This is a genomic window from Methylobacterium sp. Leaf85, assembly GCF_001422125.1.
In the GTDB taxonomy this organism is placed as follows: domain Bacteria; phylum Pseudomonadota; class Alphaproteobacteria; order Rhizobiales; family Beijerinckiaceae; genus Methylobacterium; species Methylobacterium bullatum.
Genome location: NZ_LMME01000006.1, coordinates 56,258 through 68,515 on the forward strand (window position 1 = coordinate 56,258; position 12,258 = coordinate 68,515).

At 65.6% G+C, this 12,258-nt stretch carries 21 protein-coding genes; 1 reads left to right on the top strand and 20 read right to left on the bottom strand.

What is annotated here, in order from left to right:
• The 20 genes from ASF08_RS23805 to ASF08_RS26170 form a co-directional block, all read right to left on the bottom strand.
• Positions 1-801, bottom strand: a complete 801-nt coding sequence (locus ASF08_RS23805) for a glycoside hydrolase family protein (RefSeq protein ID WP_082473087.1) — start codon at positions 799-801, stop codon at positions 1-3.
• Between the two features lie 121 nt (positions 802-922).
• A complete protein-coding gene (locus tag ASF08_RS06245; RefSeq protein ID WP_056142728.1) occupies positions 923-1,321 on the bottom strand; it encodes a hypothetical protein in 399 nt (132 codons plus the stop codon).
• A complete protein-coding gene (locus tag ASF08_RS06250) occupies positions 1,321-2,085 on the bottom strand; it encodes a DNA-methyltransferase (protein ID WP_056142731.1) in 765 nt (254 codons plus the stop codon). The genes ASF08_RS06245 and ASF08_RS06250 overlap by 1 nt, the downstream gene beginning before the upstream one ends.
• A gap of 164 nt (positions 2,086-2,249) precedes the next feature.
• Positions 2,250-2,717, bottom strand: a complete 468-nt coding sequence (locus ASF08_RS06255; protein WP_056142733.1) for an HNH endonuclease — start codon at positions 2,715-2,717, stop codon at positions 2,250-2,252.
• Positions 2,714-2,905, bottom strand: coding sequence for a hypothetical protein (locus ASF08_RS06260; RefSeq protein ID WP_056142736.1), 192 nt, complete (start codon positions 2,903-2,905; stop codon positions 2,714-2,716). Before ASF08_RS06260 ends, ASF08_RS06255 begins: the two co-directional genes overlap by 4 nt.
• A complete protein-coding gene (locus tag ASF08_RS06265) occupies positions 2,895-3,098 on the bottom strand; it encodes a hypothetical protein (RefSeq protein ID WP_056142739.1) in 204 nt (67 codons plus the stop codon). Before ASF08_RS06265 ends, ASF08_RS06260 begins: the two co-directional genes overlap by 11 nt.
• Positions 3,098-3,511, bottom strand: a complete 414-nt coding sequence (locus tag ASF08_RS06270) for a helix-turn-helix domain-containing protein (protein ID WP_056142741.1) — start codon at positions 3,509-3,511, stop codon at positions 3,098-3,100. Before ASF08_RS06270 ends, ASF08_RS06265 begins: the two co-directional genes overlap by 1 nt.
• Entirely contained in the window at positions 3,501-4,250 is a 750-nt protein-coding gene (locus ASF08_RS06275; protein WP_056142744.1) for a regulatory protein GemA, read from the bottom strand. Before ASF08_RS06275 ends, ASF08_RS06270 begins: the two co-directional genes overlap by 11 nt.
• Positions 4,247-4,597, bottom strand: a complete 351-nt coding sequence (locus ASF08_RS06280; protein ID WP_056142747.1) for a LexA family protein — start codon at positions 4,595-4,597, stop codon at positions 4,247-4,249. Before ASF08_RS06280 ends, ASF08_RS06275 begins: the two co-directional genes overlap by 4 nt.
• Positions 4,594-4,806: a hypothetical protein gene (locus tag ASF08_RS06285; RefSeq protein WP_056142749.1), complete on the bottom strand. Its 213-nt coding sequence runs from the start codon at positions 4,804-4,806 to the stop codon at positions 4,594-4,596. The genes ASF08_RS06280 and ASF08_RS06285 overlap by 4 nt, the downstream gene beginning before the upstream one ends.
• On the bottom strand, positions 4,806-5,048 hold the full coding sequence (locus ASF08_RS06290) for a hypothetical protein (protein ID WP_056142751.1): 243 nt from the start codon (positions 5,046-5,048) through the stop codon (positions 4,806-4,808). Before ASF08_RS06290 ends, ASF08_RS06285 begins: the two co-directional genes overlap by 1 nt.
• Positions 5,045-5,314: a hypothetical protein gene (locus ASF08_RS06295; protein WP_056142753.1), complete on the bottom strand. Its 270-nt coding sequence runs from the start codon at positions 5,312-5,314 to the stop codon at positions 5,045-5,047. The genes ASF08_RS06290 and ASF08_RS06295 overlap by 4 nt, the downstream gene beginning before the upstream one ends.
• On the bottom strand, positions 5,314-5,931 hold the full coding sequence (locus ASF08_RS06300) for a host-nuclease inhibitor Gam family protein (protein WP_056142755.1): 618 nt from the start codon (positions 5,929-5,931) through the stop codon (positions 5,314-5,316). The genes ASF08_RS06295 and ASF08_RS06300 overlap by 1 nt, the downstream gene beginning before the upstream one ends.
• Positions 5,918-6,205, bottom strand: coding sequence for an NUDIX hydrolase N-terminal domain-containing protein (locus ASF08_RS24595; RefSeq protein WP_056142758.1), 288 nt, complete (start codon positions 6,203-6,205; stop codon positions 5,918-5,920). Before ASF08_RS24595 ends, ASF08_RS06300 begins: the two co-directional genes overlap by 14 nt.
• Entirely contained in the window at positions 6,206-6,586 is a 381-nt protein-coding gene (locus ASF08_RS06310; RefSeq protein WP_056142765.1) for a hypothetical protein, read from the bottom strand. It lies immediately after the preceding gene.
• Entirely contained in the window at positions 6,583-7,182 is a 600-nt protein-coding gene (locus ASF08_RS06315) for a hypothetical protein (RefSeq protein WP_056142768.1), read from the bottom strand. The genes ASF08_RS06310 and ASF08_RS06315 overlap by 4 nt, the downstream gene beginning before the upstream one ends.
• Positions 7,182-7,949, bottom strand: a complete 768-nt coding sequence (locus ASF08_RS06320) for an AAA family ATPase (protein ID WP_056142771.1) — start codon at positions 7,947-7,949, stop codon at positions 7,182-7,184. Before ASF08_RS06320 ends, ASF08_RS06315 begins: the two co-directional genes overlap by 1 nt.
• Positions 7,950-8,007: 58 nt before the next feature.
• A complete protein-coding gene (locus tag ASF08_RS06325) occupies positions 8,008-10,200 on the bottom strand; it encodes a DDE-type integrase/transposase/recombinase (RefSeq protein ID WP_056142774.1) in 2,193 nt (730 codons plus the stop codon).
• Positions 10,197-11,162 (bottom strand): ParB/RepB/Spo0J family partition protein, encoded by a 966-nt coding sequence (locus tag ASF08_RS06330; protein WP_082473092.1) that lies wholly within the window; start codon positions 11,160-11,162, stop codon positions 10,197-10,199. Before ASF08_RS06330 ends, ASF08_RS06325 begins: the two co-directional genes overlap by 4 nt.
• Positions 11,162-11,425: a helix-turn-helix domain-containing protein gene (locus ASF08_RS26170; protein ID WP_082473093.1), complete on the bottom strand. Its 264-nt coding sequence runs from the start codon at positions 11,423-11,425 to the stop codon at positions 11,162-11,164. The genes ASF08_RS06330 and ASF08_RS26170 overlap by 1 nt, the downstream gene beginning before the upstream one ends.
• Before the next feature lie 117 nt (positions 11,426-11,542).
• Between ASF08_RS26170 and ASF08_RS06335 the strand changes: the two genes are divergently transcribed.
• Positions 11,543-12,217 (top strand): S24 family peptidase, encoded by a 675-nt coding sequence (locus ASF08_RS06335; RefSeq protein WP_056142780.1) that lies wholly within the window; start codon positions 11,543-11,545, stop codon positions 12,215-12,217.
• Positions 12,218-12,258: the final 41 nt, after the last annotated feature.

Sequence of the window (12,258 nt, forward strand, 5' to 3'; positions counted from 1 at the left end):
TCAGGCGGCGATGGGAAGGTCGAAGGCCTGGCCGCGCAGGGGGAACATCGCCACGGCGATTGGCGCCTTGGCCTTGGTGAGCGCGGCCGCCATGGCGGAGCGCGTGGCGGGGCCGACGCGACCGTCCACCGTGAGGCCGGCGCTACCCTGGAATTTCCGGACGGCCTGGTCCGTTGCAGGCCCGAAATCTCCGTCCACCATGTCAGCGTATGGCAGCAGGCCGAGCGCCACGAGGTCGGTTTGGAGAGCGCGCACGCCCTCGGGATGCAGCGAGCCGCGGCGCAGAACGACGCCAACGGCTTCGTCCGCAGCGGGCAGGACAGCGGCGCCGTAAGCTTTCGTCTCGAAGAGCGTGCGCTCGGCCGAGCGACGGTTGACCAGACCAGACATGATCCGGCCGGCGGCCTTGTTCCACAGCAGGAAAGCGGCCCCAGCCTCGAACGTCTTACCGGCGTTGAGCAGGCGGACGACGCTGCTGTTGTTGAAGTTGCCGGGTCCGATGTTGAAGCACAGCGAGACGAGGGCATCGAACTGATTTTGGTTCAGCGGCACCTTTACCGCTTTGCGCACGGCGCTCTCGAAGCCGACCAGGTCGCGGCTCAAGATCTCGAATGCCACCGCTCGGGTGATCGTCATCCCCTTAACGACCACGGGGCTGCCGGCCGCCGAGGTATGGCCGATGCCGATGGTCCAGGGTTTCCCGCCGGTCCCCGGATCGGGGTAGGCCTTCAGCACAACGCCTTCCCAGCCGGAAAGGAACTGCTTGCCATTCTCCGAGGTCGAAAGGTCGTTCAAGGCCATGCATCCAGTCCCGCGTGATGCAGGGACGATGCGTCGAGATCAGGTATTGCGTACCCCGGACAGGCTGTCCGGCATATTAGCCGTGTGCCGGGTTTAGCGTCCCCCGGACCGGTGTCCTCTCCTAGAAGAGGTTGCCTTGATCGCTGTCCACGTCTTCACGGAGTTTGGCACGGGCGCGACGGACGGTGCGTCCGTGTACCTTCATTTCCTGCGCGATCTGCGCTTCGGTCAAGCCCGGCGTGGCCGCCAAGTCCAAGAGCCGCCGACGATATTCAGCCATGAAATTGGATGGGCCGCGCGGGATCTCGACAGCAAGCCCGCCGATGCCGGTGGCAATGTGCTTCGCCAGCACGGTCGCCGCCTCCATCCCGATTGCAGCAACGATGGGGCTATCCTCTCGGATATCAGCACGAACATAAAAGCGGGTGCCGCCCATCGCCGCCACGAGCCGGAGAGCGGCAACGTCGCCGATCACGTCCGCCAGCTCGTCGAGGGGAATGTAATAGGCGGCACCCGTCATCAGAGGGCACCTCCGGCCGAGACGTGGGAGGCCTGGCGGCCGGTCATCTCGCTCCACCGCCGCACTGCGAGGTCGCAGTATTCCGGTGAAAGCTCGATGGCGTGGCAGATCCGGCCCAGCTCCTCGGCGGCGAGGATCGTCGTGCCCGAGCCGAGGAAGGGATCGTAGACACGATCGCCGACGACGGTGTGATTGAGCATCGCGCGACGCATCACCTCCACCGGCTTCTGCGTGCTGTGCCCGCTCTCCGATTTGCGGTGAGGAATGGCCCACACCGTCACCTGACGTCGGTCGCCCTGCCAGTTGGCCGTTTTCCCTTTCCGCACCGCGTACCAGCATGGCTCGTGGCGCCAGTGGTAGTGTCCCCGGCTGATGATGAGGCGGCCTTTGTCCCAGATGATCTGGGAACGCGGTACGAAGCCAGCCGCCCGCAGGCTGGCCTCCACCAGGCTGCCGTTGAGAGCACCATGCCAGACGTAGGCGATGTTGCCGGGGAAGAGCATCCAGGCGGCGCGCCAGTCCGCCTGATCGTCGTTAAGCACAACTCCGAGAGCGCGGCCTGCCTTGCCCGCCCCCATCATCTCCCGCCAGTCGGGCTCGTAATTCACCCCATAGGGCGGGTCGGTCGCCATCAGGTTCGGCACCTCGCCGTTGAGTGCGAGGGCGACAGCTGCCGGGTCGGTGGCATCGCCGCAAACGAGGCGATGCGCGCCCAACAGCCAAATATCGCCGAGCTTCGAGCCCGGCGTTAAGGTCTTTTCCATGCTCTCGCTTGATGTTGCTCCCACCGCCGCGGCGGTGGCGGGATGGCCGTGGGAACGGCCGCTCATGGTCATGCGAGGCGTCCTCTCGCGGTTCAGGGTGCTTCCAACACCCTGACCCCCGCCCCTTCGGGCGCGGATGGTTTCACACACGCGAACAGCCTGGCTCATGACGCACCCATTGCTTTGAGAAAGCGGGCTCGCGTCTTCGATCCGGCGATGTTGCGGGCGTTCTGCGAGGGCGTGGCCCAGCGCAAATTCTGGCGGCGGCAATCGAGCGTCCGGCCGTTCTTATGGTCGCCGACAGCGCGCTTGATCCGAGGCCGCCCATCGCGGCGCGTCAGGATCTCTCGATGCAGGTAGATGGTCTGCCCGCCGACACACCGGCGCGCGTACATGTGGTCGGGCCGGGCAATGGCGAACACGCCCTCGGCAACTTCGGCCATCTCGCCTGATCCGTAGGTGTGGCACCATTTGAAGGCGCGAGCCCAGGCATAATCCTCTGGGTCTACGATGGCGTAGACGTCGAACCGATCCGACAGGTGGAGGTAGCTGGCCTCCGCGATCGGCGCCTCCACCGGCCAGCAGGTCGGATCGAAGGGGTCGGGCAGGTCGAGCGGCGCGACCCGGATCATGTCCGCACCTCCCGCTCCCAGGCCTCGCGACCGTCATGGTGAGGAGCGATCGCCGCTCGCGCGTGCGGATCGCGGAACCAGCCCGGCTGGGTAAGGCACAGCGCGCAGAGCCGGAATTCCGGCGGCTCATTGGCATTGACGATGACGATGGGCTCGCCGCACTCGAGGCAGATGAATTCAGCTGCCACGGCGGACCTCCGCTGCCTGCGGTTCGTCGGCGACGAAGCTCGGCTGGTTTGGCCGATGCTTCCCGCAGTAGTGCTGGCCGAAGCTCCTCAGAGTGCAGCCAAAGCCGTAGGGCGCGCGCTCGCGGCAGCCGGGGTGGAAGCAGATCGGCAGATCGCTGGGCGCCGGCGGTGGCGTGAAGAGCTTCTTAGCCATCAGGTGAGCCTTCCTGATGCGACGGCCTCGATCCCCTGCCGAACGATCGCGCGGCCCTCCGCAGAGATGACGAGGCCCACAGCCCGAACGTTGATGATCTGAATACCGAGAGGCCGGAGCTTGGTCCGAGCCCGCGAGACGTGGACCTCCATGGTTTCTTCGCTGGGGGTACGGTCGATAGATCCGGCGGCAAGCCGGGCACGGTTGTGAGTGAGAGGCCCCTCCGCCTGCGCGAGCGCCACGACGAGGCGCGTCTCCGCCGGCGACAGGCGCCATGCTCGCGGCAGCCAAGCCACCGGCACCAGGGCATCGCGGAGCTGGCGGTTCTCTTCCTCCAACTCCTCGATCCGCTGGCGCATCTCATGGAACACAGGGTGCCGCCACGGGGCGGGAGCGTGGGCCTCAGCCGGCATGACGCACCTCCGCCTTTCCGGAGGTTTCCAAAGCCTTCCGGTTTTCCAGGGCCTTCCGGAGCTTTCCGCCGAGCGCCTTGGCGGCCTCGTCTAGCTCGGCCGGGGTGAGGGACGGATCGTCGAGAGCGCCGACCCGGCGCGAGCCGCCGCGCACGATCCGGGAGACGTAATCCTGCAGGCCCTCACAGTGCTCGGGCGGACCGAAGGGCTCGACCGCGCCGAGCTCGATGCAGCGGAGCCACTGCCGGCGCAGGATCTCGCGCTTCATCATGAGGATGGTCTCGACGGCCGGCGTGCCGGGCTTCGGGACTGGCCACCGCACGCCGACGCGGATCAGCCATCCCTTCAAAGCCTCGATCGCCCTGGCGGCGTCGGTCGCGTCCTGCAGGAACCGCGTGTGCGACAGGCTGGTCTGCCGCTCGATGAAGGCGTGCATGGCGCTGTCGCGGCGATCCTCGACCTCGCCGAGGTTGTAGAGCGCCAGCCACATGGCCTGCAGCTTCGGGGCATACTTGCCCTGCGCTTTGGTCCGGCCGCGCCCTTGAACGGGCGTTGAAGCGCCTGGAATGTCCCGCAGGCGCTTGAGCAGACGGTCCGCGTCGGCCGCCGTCAGGAATTTCGACGAGGAGACGCCGAAGCCCTGGAGCATGGCGCGGTAGGAGGCCTCGTCGAGGCGCGTCCGCGTCTTGATCGCGTGGATGGTTCGGATCTGCTCCGGAAGGATGCGGGCGGCGCTCATGGCTGCCTCGCGAGGTATTCGGTGACCGCCGTCACGATCACGGCCTCGGGCGTCGCCGCCCATGCCGCGATGTGATCATGCAGGCGCCGATTGACGTCGTTGGGCAGGCGGACGGCGTACATCATGGCGTCCGCCGAGATGACGATCGCGCGCTTTCTTCCCGGAGACCGTCGCAGATGCCCCTTCGCCTTCAGCTCGGCGACGATCCGGTGAGCACCGCTCTTCGCGCGGAGCCCGAGATGGTCCGCAAGCTCCTGAAGGGTCGGGGCGAGGCGGCCGGCGGCGACTTCGCTCCGAATGAAGTCGAAGGCCCGCTGTTGGGTTTCGGTGAGGCCGGGCAAGGTCACGATGCCACCTCCATCGGATCGAGGATGCGCAGGGCCGCCTTGGCGACCTCGAACATGAGACCGTCATCGGCGCGGAGGCGCACATGCGTCTCTGAGATCTCGCCGACGACGTGGCCGGTGATTTCCGTGCCGTCGTTCCGGTCGAGGATGGCCACGCGGATCCGCGCGGCGACGGCCAGCGCCTGGCCCAGCTCGGCGAAGATGCCCATCACCGGCCTCCCGAGCTGCGGGCGCCATGGGAGACGCCGCGCAGGGTGCCCAGCATGGCGTCAGTGTGTTGGGTCATCGCGCGCCGAGTGGCGATGGCGCGCAGCTGAGCGCCGATCAGGGCGCAAAGGCAGGCGGCGACCATCGTCCAGGCCGGACCGTCCTGGACGGCCACGGCGGCGGCGATGGTGGCGCCGGAGATCGCCAGCCATTCGAGGGTGATGAGGAGGATGCGCGAGATCATGACGCGACGTCCTCGTCTTCGGCCGCTTCCATGACCTCTTCCTGGAGCTGCAGGAGCGCGCCATCGAGAGGATCGGGGCAGGCCTGGCCCGCCTCGTAGTCTCCGGAATTCGTGACGAAGACGGCCGCGCCGCAGTCGAACACTTTCTCCAGGATGCAGTGATCCGGGATGCCGTCGTCCGGTGTGTTCGTCACGCGCACGTCGGATCTGCAGCACGGGCAGTCTGTGAGGGCGGCGATGAGCCGTTCGATGAGAGCGCTCGACATCACGCCACCTCGCGGATTTGGGAGGCTGTCGGCTCGACGGCGAATTCCTCGGATGCGCGCGAGACCGACACCCCCGGAACCTTCTCGGCGATGGTTCGAGCCGCGAGCATGGCGCCCTTGTCGATTTCGACCTTGGCACGCAGGAAACCGTTGAGGGTGCCCAGCTCATCACGAAGCGCGGAGTATTCGTCCTTCCGCCCCTCTTTCTTGGCGTCGGACATCTGAAGCGAGACGGCGAGGGATCTCTCGCGGACGGCAGCGACGACGTCCTCGATCTTCAACTTGCCGTGCTTCACCGAGTAGCGGCCTTCGCGCCACAGGATGATACCGCTCGCCATCTGGACGGTCTTCGTCTTGCCGCCGGCGGTAAGGCGTTCACGATGAGCCGAAGCCCAAACGGACAAGCCCTTGACCAGGGTGTCTTCCACGGTCTGCGACGCCCTCACTGTTTCGGCGTGCGCAGTCTCCAAGGCCGCGACCTGGGCGTCGTGCCTGGTCTGAGCCTCTAATCGATCACGTTGGACCGCCCCGACCTTGGCGATCATTTGCTCAGCCTCGGCGTCGCTTTGCGGCACCTTGAGGTCGATGTCGGCTGCCTTCGTCTTAGCCCTGGCCACGGTCGGCCTCCTGGATTGCGGTGGTGGTGGGGAGGGGGAGATATCCGGCAGCGAGCAGCAGCTCCTGCAGGGCCGCGTAGCGGTCGAGGTCGGGATGGCCTGTCGCGTAGGCGGCCGAAGCCTGGGCGATCGCGTCGAGCTGGACGGCGAGGATGACCAGCGACACGATCGCGTTGAGCGAGAGCCCGGTGACCGCCCGTGAAAGGCCGGCCTCAGGGGTCGAATGGATGCGCCTGGCCACCGCCATCGCATCCTCGAAGGACAACGGGATCATTCAAGCCTCCTTGAAATCGGAGTGAGGACAGCCGGAGCGGCACGCGCGGAAGACGCGGGCACGAGCTGCGGAGCTGGCTGAAAAGGGCTTGCGCTGTTCGGCGATGCAGCTGTCCCGGCCGATCTCGCCGAGCACGGGGCACTGGACTGCCTCGCCCATCATCGCCCCTCGGATCCGGGCGAAGACGGTCGGAACGTCGCCGGTGTAGCCATTGGCGATGACGTGGCTGACGAGGCTCGGAGAGAGCCCCAGCGCCTTCGCTGCGGCCACGCCGGTCCTGCGATCAGCGTAATCTGCGAGAGCGATCACCTCGGCCGGGGCGTTCTCGCCCCATGCCGCCCGTGCCTTCTCGACCATCGTGATTTTGCCAGGGCGGATCATGAGCGATCCCCCGAGCCGAACACGACGTTGCGGTTGCGATCGAGAACGCCGCCCTGGCTGAGAACGGCCGGCGGGCGAGGGCCGGTATTCATGCCCGGCTTCAGCCTGAGAACGGCGCTGGCGCGGCCTTCTGCGGCGTGAACCTCCTGGAGGTAGCCAGCCTTGATCAGAGCGCGAGCGTAGTCTCTGGCCGCGCCCGTGCTGACGGAGATGTCATCCGTCGAGGCCTGCAAGGCGAGGTCGCGGGTGCGGAAAGAACCCATGCCCCGCATGGCCGTCCAGATCTGTGTCTGGACCGGCCCTGGCTGGGCCGGCAAAGCACAGGCCTTGGCGATCGGGTCTAACGAATTGGTAACGTTAACCCGGTAGACCCGTGTGACGCGATTGAGCGGGCTCTTCCGGGTGCCCACAGCCTCGATCACATGGGCTTTCGCGCAGGCGAGGATGTAGCCGCGCACGAGGCGCTGCGTCGAACCCTTGAAGGGATCGCTGATGTCGCTGATCGTGAACCCGCCATGGATGCGGGAGAGCGCACGCATGCGCGACCAGAACGCCTGATGGCTGCCGGCGCGGGCGAGGGAAGCGGGGGCGGCCATTATGCAGCCTTCCCAAAGCGAAGGCCGCCACCGCGCGGTGCCGGCGGTTTCCCGGTGTAGATCTGGCCATCATAGTCGTCGCCAACAGCATCGACGCCGTGGTTGCGCGCCCATTCGCCGATCTGATCGAGGTTCGTAACGACGCGTCGGGCGCGACCGTCGCTGTACTCTCGGACCCGGTCGAGAAGCCGGTCCTCGATCTTTACGGCCGGCACGTAGATGGTCGCGAGCTTCTTGGTGTCTTCCAGGTCGCATGGCTCGGCCAGAACCCAGTCGAGCACCCGGTTATGCACGCGCTCGTGCTTGAGGAGCTTGGTCGGCAGAGCCTCTTCGCCGATGAGGACGACCGGCGCCTGGCTGTATTCGGCCAGTTCGCGAACCAGCTCGATCATGCCCTTGTCGACGAGCTTGTCCGCCTCGTCGATCATGAGGGGCCGGGTGAAATTCTCGCCCAGCAGCTCGATGGCGCGCTCCGCCATATCGGCGACCGTACCGCGAGGATCGGTGACGCCGAGTTCGCGGAGGATCGCCCGGATGAAAGTCTTCCGGGTCCAGCTGTCGCCGACCTCGACCCTGACGGCGCGCGTCTTGTTCTGGGCGTAGATGGATGCCCAGGACTTTCCGTAGCCGGAGAAGCCCGACATGACGCCGATGTTGGGTAGATGAGGGCCGCGAGACTGTAGTTTCTTAACCAAGCCCATCATCGAGATGACGTTCTTGAGGGCGGCGTAACTGACGGCCTTGTGGGCGGTGCCGTTGTTGTCCATGATGTCTCCTGTTCAAACTTCTCGCCCCGGTCTTTGCGCCGGGGCTTTTTCTTGGGCGCTACCGCAGAGCGGCCTCGCCAAAGTCCTGGTACGCGTCCGAAAAGGTCGCGAATTCAGAGCCGGCCTCGTACCGGCCGAGCCACTTCACCTCGTCGGGCTCGACCTGCTGGCCGGCATCGATCCGCGCCTGGATTTCCAGGGCGCGCTTGAAGCGCTGTTGAGGGGTTTCGGTCCGGCGGAGGGGCTGGACGTTGCTCTCGGGAGCGCAGTCCGCCTCGATCTCCGCACGAAGGCGCGTGGCGGCGGCATTCCCTCCCTGCGGCACCGGCGCGGCCGGCTCCGAGGATCGGACGGCGGCGCTCGCTGCCTCGATCTCGACGGTGGAGTGCGCTTCCTGAGGGCGGGGGAACGTGACGAGGTTGCCGGCCTTCGTGGCGGCTTGCCCGAGGATCGTCTCCACCATGTCCCGAGGCTTGATCTTGCGGGCCTCGCGGCGAATTTCGGCGCTTCGCGTGGCGATCGTTTCCTTCTGGGCAGCCTTTGCCAGGGCAAGGGCCTCCATCGGGTTCACGCCCATGATCTCGGGACAGATCGCCTCGCCGAGGTAGGCCGAACCGTCCACGTCGAAGAGCATGGCCCGGCCCAGGTCCGCCGGGTCCATCCTCACCAGCACCTGAGTGCCGGGGAACACACCGGTGGCGAGGTACAGGGAGCCGTCGATCCGCAGCCCCTGCTTGCCGACCGTGCGAACACCGTCCTTTCCGGCGACAGCGGCCAGGAGGATGTCGAGGGCGCGCTCGTCTTCGATCTGCCGGATGGCGCCGCGATAGCTGGCGGCGGCCTCGAAGGGGCTCCGGCCACCTAACCCGGCATGCGGGGCGTGCTGATACCGATCCGCAGCCCAGCGATCGCAGTAGCCTTGCAGATCCGCGCCGGTCAGATCGACCTGAAAGGCCTTCGCGTCATCGTTTTTGCCAAGGCGGGCGGAGAAGGCGCGCCGCGCCTCGATTACCTTGCGATCGGCGACGCTGTGCCCGACGAAGCCTGGAAGCAGCGGCGCAAAGTCCCGCTGGAACGTGCCGATCGCCCGCTCCACATGAGCCTTGGCTTCGGGGGTAAAGGCCGGTGACAGCTCCTTCTCGATCCCGAGGGACGCCATGAGGCGCTGAATGGATTTCGCGGTGAAATCCGAGCCGTTGTCCGTCTTGATCCGCTCCGGAACGCCCCAGGCGAGGATTGCCCTACGCAACATGAGGCCGACCGCCTCGGCCCGAGGGGTGCGAGAGACGTAGACCACCAACCGGCGCGAATAGATGTCGATCGCCACGTACACCGAATGGCGCCCGTCCACGCACAAGGCGTCCATGGGCGAGGCGTCGATCTGCCAAAGTTCGTTGAGCCGGGTGACGCTACGGTCCGAGTTAGACCCAGCGACCCGATACCGGCTCTTGAAGCTGTCCGGATTGGTCATCGCGGTGAGCAGCGCGCGGTCTGTCGTGCGCCAGCGCTTCAACGCGTCTTGAATGGTGCGGATAGGAGGAAGCGGAACCGTCTCGACCACGCCACCAGCACGGACGACCTGGACGGTCGGTCCGAACCGCCCCAGGAGCATTGCCCGGACGTGGTCAGCCGAGAGATGCGGCTGCCGGGTGATCAGCGCCAGGATGAAGATGCGGACTTCGCCATCATTGGCGCTGTCCAGAACACCAGATCCCCGGCGAGCTGCGCCACGGTCGACCGCCAAGCTGACGGTGCGGCCTTCGCGAGCTGCGGCACGCCAGCGCTGAAGAGTGCGAACAGTCAGCTTGGGGGCTGATGCTCTGACCCAGTCGGGCACGGAAATCCGACCGCTGACATAATCGCGGACGAAGATCGCGTCCGCATGGCCGCGCGGCAGCCGTGCGTCCGATTTGATGCTGTCCGCAGCCGCCAGAAGCGCCAAACGTGCATCACGAGCCTCTGCCGCATCGTCGCGTAGCCGCACGGCGCCGGCCTCGGCCTCGGCTGCTGCAGCAACTTCAACAGGCACAGCCTGCCCGGCGAACCGGGCCACGTAGGCCTTGCGAACCTGGGGGGGAAGGAGATCGAGGTGATACTCGATACCGCCGCCGGAGCCGGTCCGGGCGCGGGAAAGACCCCGGCGCTGCGACCAGCCCTCACGCTCGGCCATTTCGTTGATGTTGCGCTTCGAGGTCGGAAGACCTGGAAGGCCGAGCGCCGCGATTTCGGCAGCTGTGAGCCACATCTTCATCGACGGCCCCCAGCTTGCTGGGCGGCGATCTCGTCCTCGATGTCGATCTGCCGAGGATCCGGAGCATCGCCGGCAGCTTCAACCGCAGCAGCCTTCGCACCGCGCTCGCGCTTCACCTTTGCCGGCACAGCCTCAACGAGATCGGCATGCGCCATGAAGCGGCGCCGAACCTCTTTGCTCGCGCGCTCCCAGTTGGCGACGAGGTGGCGATAGAGTGCCTCCTGAGGGTCGTCCTCGCCTGTCGGCGCCATGCCGATCTGGATCTTCGCCTTGCTCACCGAGGGCGCGAGACCCTTGATGACCATGTCCGCAAGCACCTCCTGGCGATCAACCGGCTCTGCGGCCAAGCGCTGAAGCTCGGAGCCGTTGCGGGCCAGGGGAGTGCCGCGGATCGCGGCGATCGCCGCCGGAGCTAGTGCCTGGGCGAGCTGAAGGGAGGCGTAAACCGTCCTCGGGCTGAAGCCGCATCGCGCTGCGGCCTCCTCAGTGAAGCGGCCCGCATCAAGTTGCAAACCTTGCAACTTGATATTTGCCTTTGCCTTCTGTGACTTGCGGTCTCCGCCGTGTGAAGCTTCGGGATGAAGCTGATCCCACACCCGGCGGCGCTCTGCGAAGAACAGCGCACGATCGAGGGCGTTCAGCTCATGCCGGATGAGGTTTTCATCCACCTCGGCAAGACGCGCCTGAAGCGCAGTGTAATCTCGGATTTCGGCTCTGATCTCGGCCCAGCCCAGAAGCCGAGCCGCGGCAAGCCGGTGACCGCCAATGACTAGAGCATAGGGCTGATCACGCTGCTCTTCCTCGGGAGCCGCCCGAACGACGATGGGCTGCTCTTGCCCGGCGGCATCCATGGCCGCCGCGAGCGCTTCAACCCAGGAAGGATCGACGTCACGGAGCCGTCCGGCGTCGCAGATCTCTGCGATCGGCAGCATCGCGGAGGACGTGGGATAAGAGGCGCGCATCAGGCTGCCCGCCTGCGGCTATTCACGCGTGGCGGCAGGCTCAGCGGCTTGTCGTTCTTCCCGTACCAGTGCGGCCAAATCTCATGGCGGCTCACGCCTAGAAACTCGGCGATAACCTGATTTGCGCGAGGATGCCGGCGGTACAGCGAGGCCTGGACCGTAGACGGTCGAAATCCTGCTTCCTCGGAAAGCCGACGCAGGGATTTCCCCGCCTTTCGGACCGCAGCCAGGATGTCCTGGTGATGCCAAGCGTTGGGTGACAAGTCCGTCTCCTATCGCGACCCAAAGCTGGCCGTGTTAACGGTGTCAGCGAGTCAGACTTGTCTGATTTAGACACAGTCGTCCATAGGGTCAACAACTTTGTCCAGGGTTGGTCGAAAATGTCCGCTGGTTTCGAGGCCGTGAGCCCAACCTTGGCAGAGCGCCTCACGTCGCTTCTCAGGGATACGCCGAGCCTAAGAGCCAAGTTGGTTCAAGGGCTTGGGACATCCGAGAAAACGATCTCGCGATGGGCGAAGGGTGAAACCGAGCCCGGTGCAGCTGATGCCGTGAGGGTCGCGCAGATCGCGGACGTGAGCCTAACTTGGCTCCTCACAGGATCTGATCAGGTCGTTTCTGTCGCCGGAATGGACGGCGATGTCATTTGGGTGCCGCACCTCAACATCAAGGCGTCCGCCGGACCTGGCCGAGTAGCCTTGAACCCTGAGCTGGTTGCGAACCGCCCCATCGCGTTTCGCGAAGCCTGGCTCCGGTCCATGGGAGTAATGCCGCAGAACGCGCACTTCCTGACGGCCGAAGGTGACAGCATGTATCCCACCATCCAGGACGGCGACATTATGCTGGCCGACAGTGGGTATGGGCGAGTAGCAAATGGTAAGATTTATGCACTCGTTACCAACGGGCTAGTCGTTGTGAAACGATTGCATTTGCTTGCGCAGGGCGGGCTTACTCTTATCTCTGATAACGATCGCTATCCGCCAGAATACATTAAGCCGGAAGATATCAACGGACTTAGTATTGAAGCTCGGATAGCTTGGTATGGAAGGGCCATCTAAAGAATTTAACTGATCTTTCCATTCATATGGCACGCAGTAAA

Excerpts from the sequence above, each read along its gene's own strand:
- ASF08_RS23805 (WP_082473087.1), bottom strand. The coding sequence starts at position 801 with ATGGCCTTGAACGACCTTTCGACCTCGGAGAATGGCAAGCAGTTCCTT.
- ASF08_RS06245 (WP_056142728.1), bottom strand. The coding sequence starts at position 1,321 with ATGACGGGTGCCGCCTATTACATTCCCCTCGACGAGCTGGCGGACGTG.
- ASF08_RS06250 (WP_056142731.1), bottom strand. The coding sequence starts at position 2,085 with ATGGAAAAGACCTTAACGCCGGGCTCGAAGCTCGGCGATATTTGGCTG.
- ASF08_RS06255 (WP_056142733.1), bottom strand. The coding sequence starts at position 2,717 with ATGATCCGGGTCGCGCCGCTCGACCTGCCCGACCCCTTCGATCCGACC.
- ASF08_RS06265 (WP_056142739.1), bottom strand. The coding sequence starts at position 3,098 with ATGGCTAAGAAGCTCTTCACGCCACCGCCGGCGCCCAGCGATCTGCCG.
- ASF08_RS06270 (WP_056142741.1), bottom strand. The coding sequence starts at position 3,511 with ATGCCGGCTGAGGCCCACGCTCCCGCCCCGTGGCGGCACCCTGTGTTC.
- ASF08_RS06275 (WP_056142744.1), bottom strand. The coding sequence starts at position 4,250 with ATGAGCGCCGCCCGCATCCTTCCGGAGCAGATCCGAACCATCCACGCG.
- ASF08_RS06285 (WP_056142749.1), bottom strand. The coding sequence starts at position 4,806 with ATGGGCATCTTCGCCGAGCTGGGCCAGGCGCTGGCCGTCGCCGCGCGG.
- ASF08_RS06290 (WP_056142751.1), bottom strand. The coding sequence starts at position 5,048 with ATGATCTCGCGCATCCTCCTCATCACCCTCGAATGGCTGGCGATCTCC.
- ASF08_RS06295 (WP_056142753.1), bottom strand. The coding sequence starts at position 5,314 with ATGTCGAGCGCTCTCATCGAACGGCTCATCGCCGCCCTCACAGACTGC.
- ASF08_RS24595 (WP_056142758.1), bottom strand. The coding sequence starts at position 6,205 with ATGATCCCGTTGTCCTTCGAGGATGCGATGGCGGTGGCCAGGCGCATC.
- ASF08_RS06310 (WP_056142765.1), bottom strand. The coding sequence starts at position 6,586 with ATGATCCGCCCTGGCAAAATCACGATGGTCGAGAAGGCACGGGCGGCA.
- ASF08_RS06315 (WP_056142768.1), bottom strand. The coding sequence starts at position 7,182 with ATGGCCGCCCCCGCTTCCCTCGCCCGCGCCGGCAGCCATCAGGCGTTC.
- ASF08_RS06320 (WP_056142771.1), bottom strand. The coding sequence starts at position 7,949 with ATGGACAACAACGGCACCGCCCACAAGGCCGTCAGTTACGCCGCCCTC.
- ASF08_RS06325 (WP_056142774.1), bottom strand. The coding sequence starts at position 10,200 with ATGAAGATGTGGCTCACAGCTGCCGAAATCGCGGCGCTCGGCCTTCCA.
- ASF08_RS06330 (WP_082473092.1), bottom strand. The coding sequence starts at position 11,162 with ATGCGCGCCTCTTATCCCACGTCCTCCGCGATGCTGCCGATCGCAGAG.
- ASF08_RS06335 (WP_056142780.1), top strand. The coding sequence starts at position 11,543 with ATGTCCGCTGGTTTCGAGGCCGTGAGCCCAACCTTGGCAGAGCGCCTC.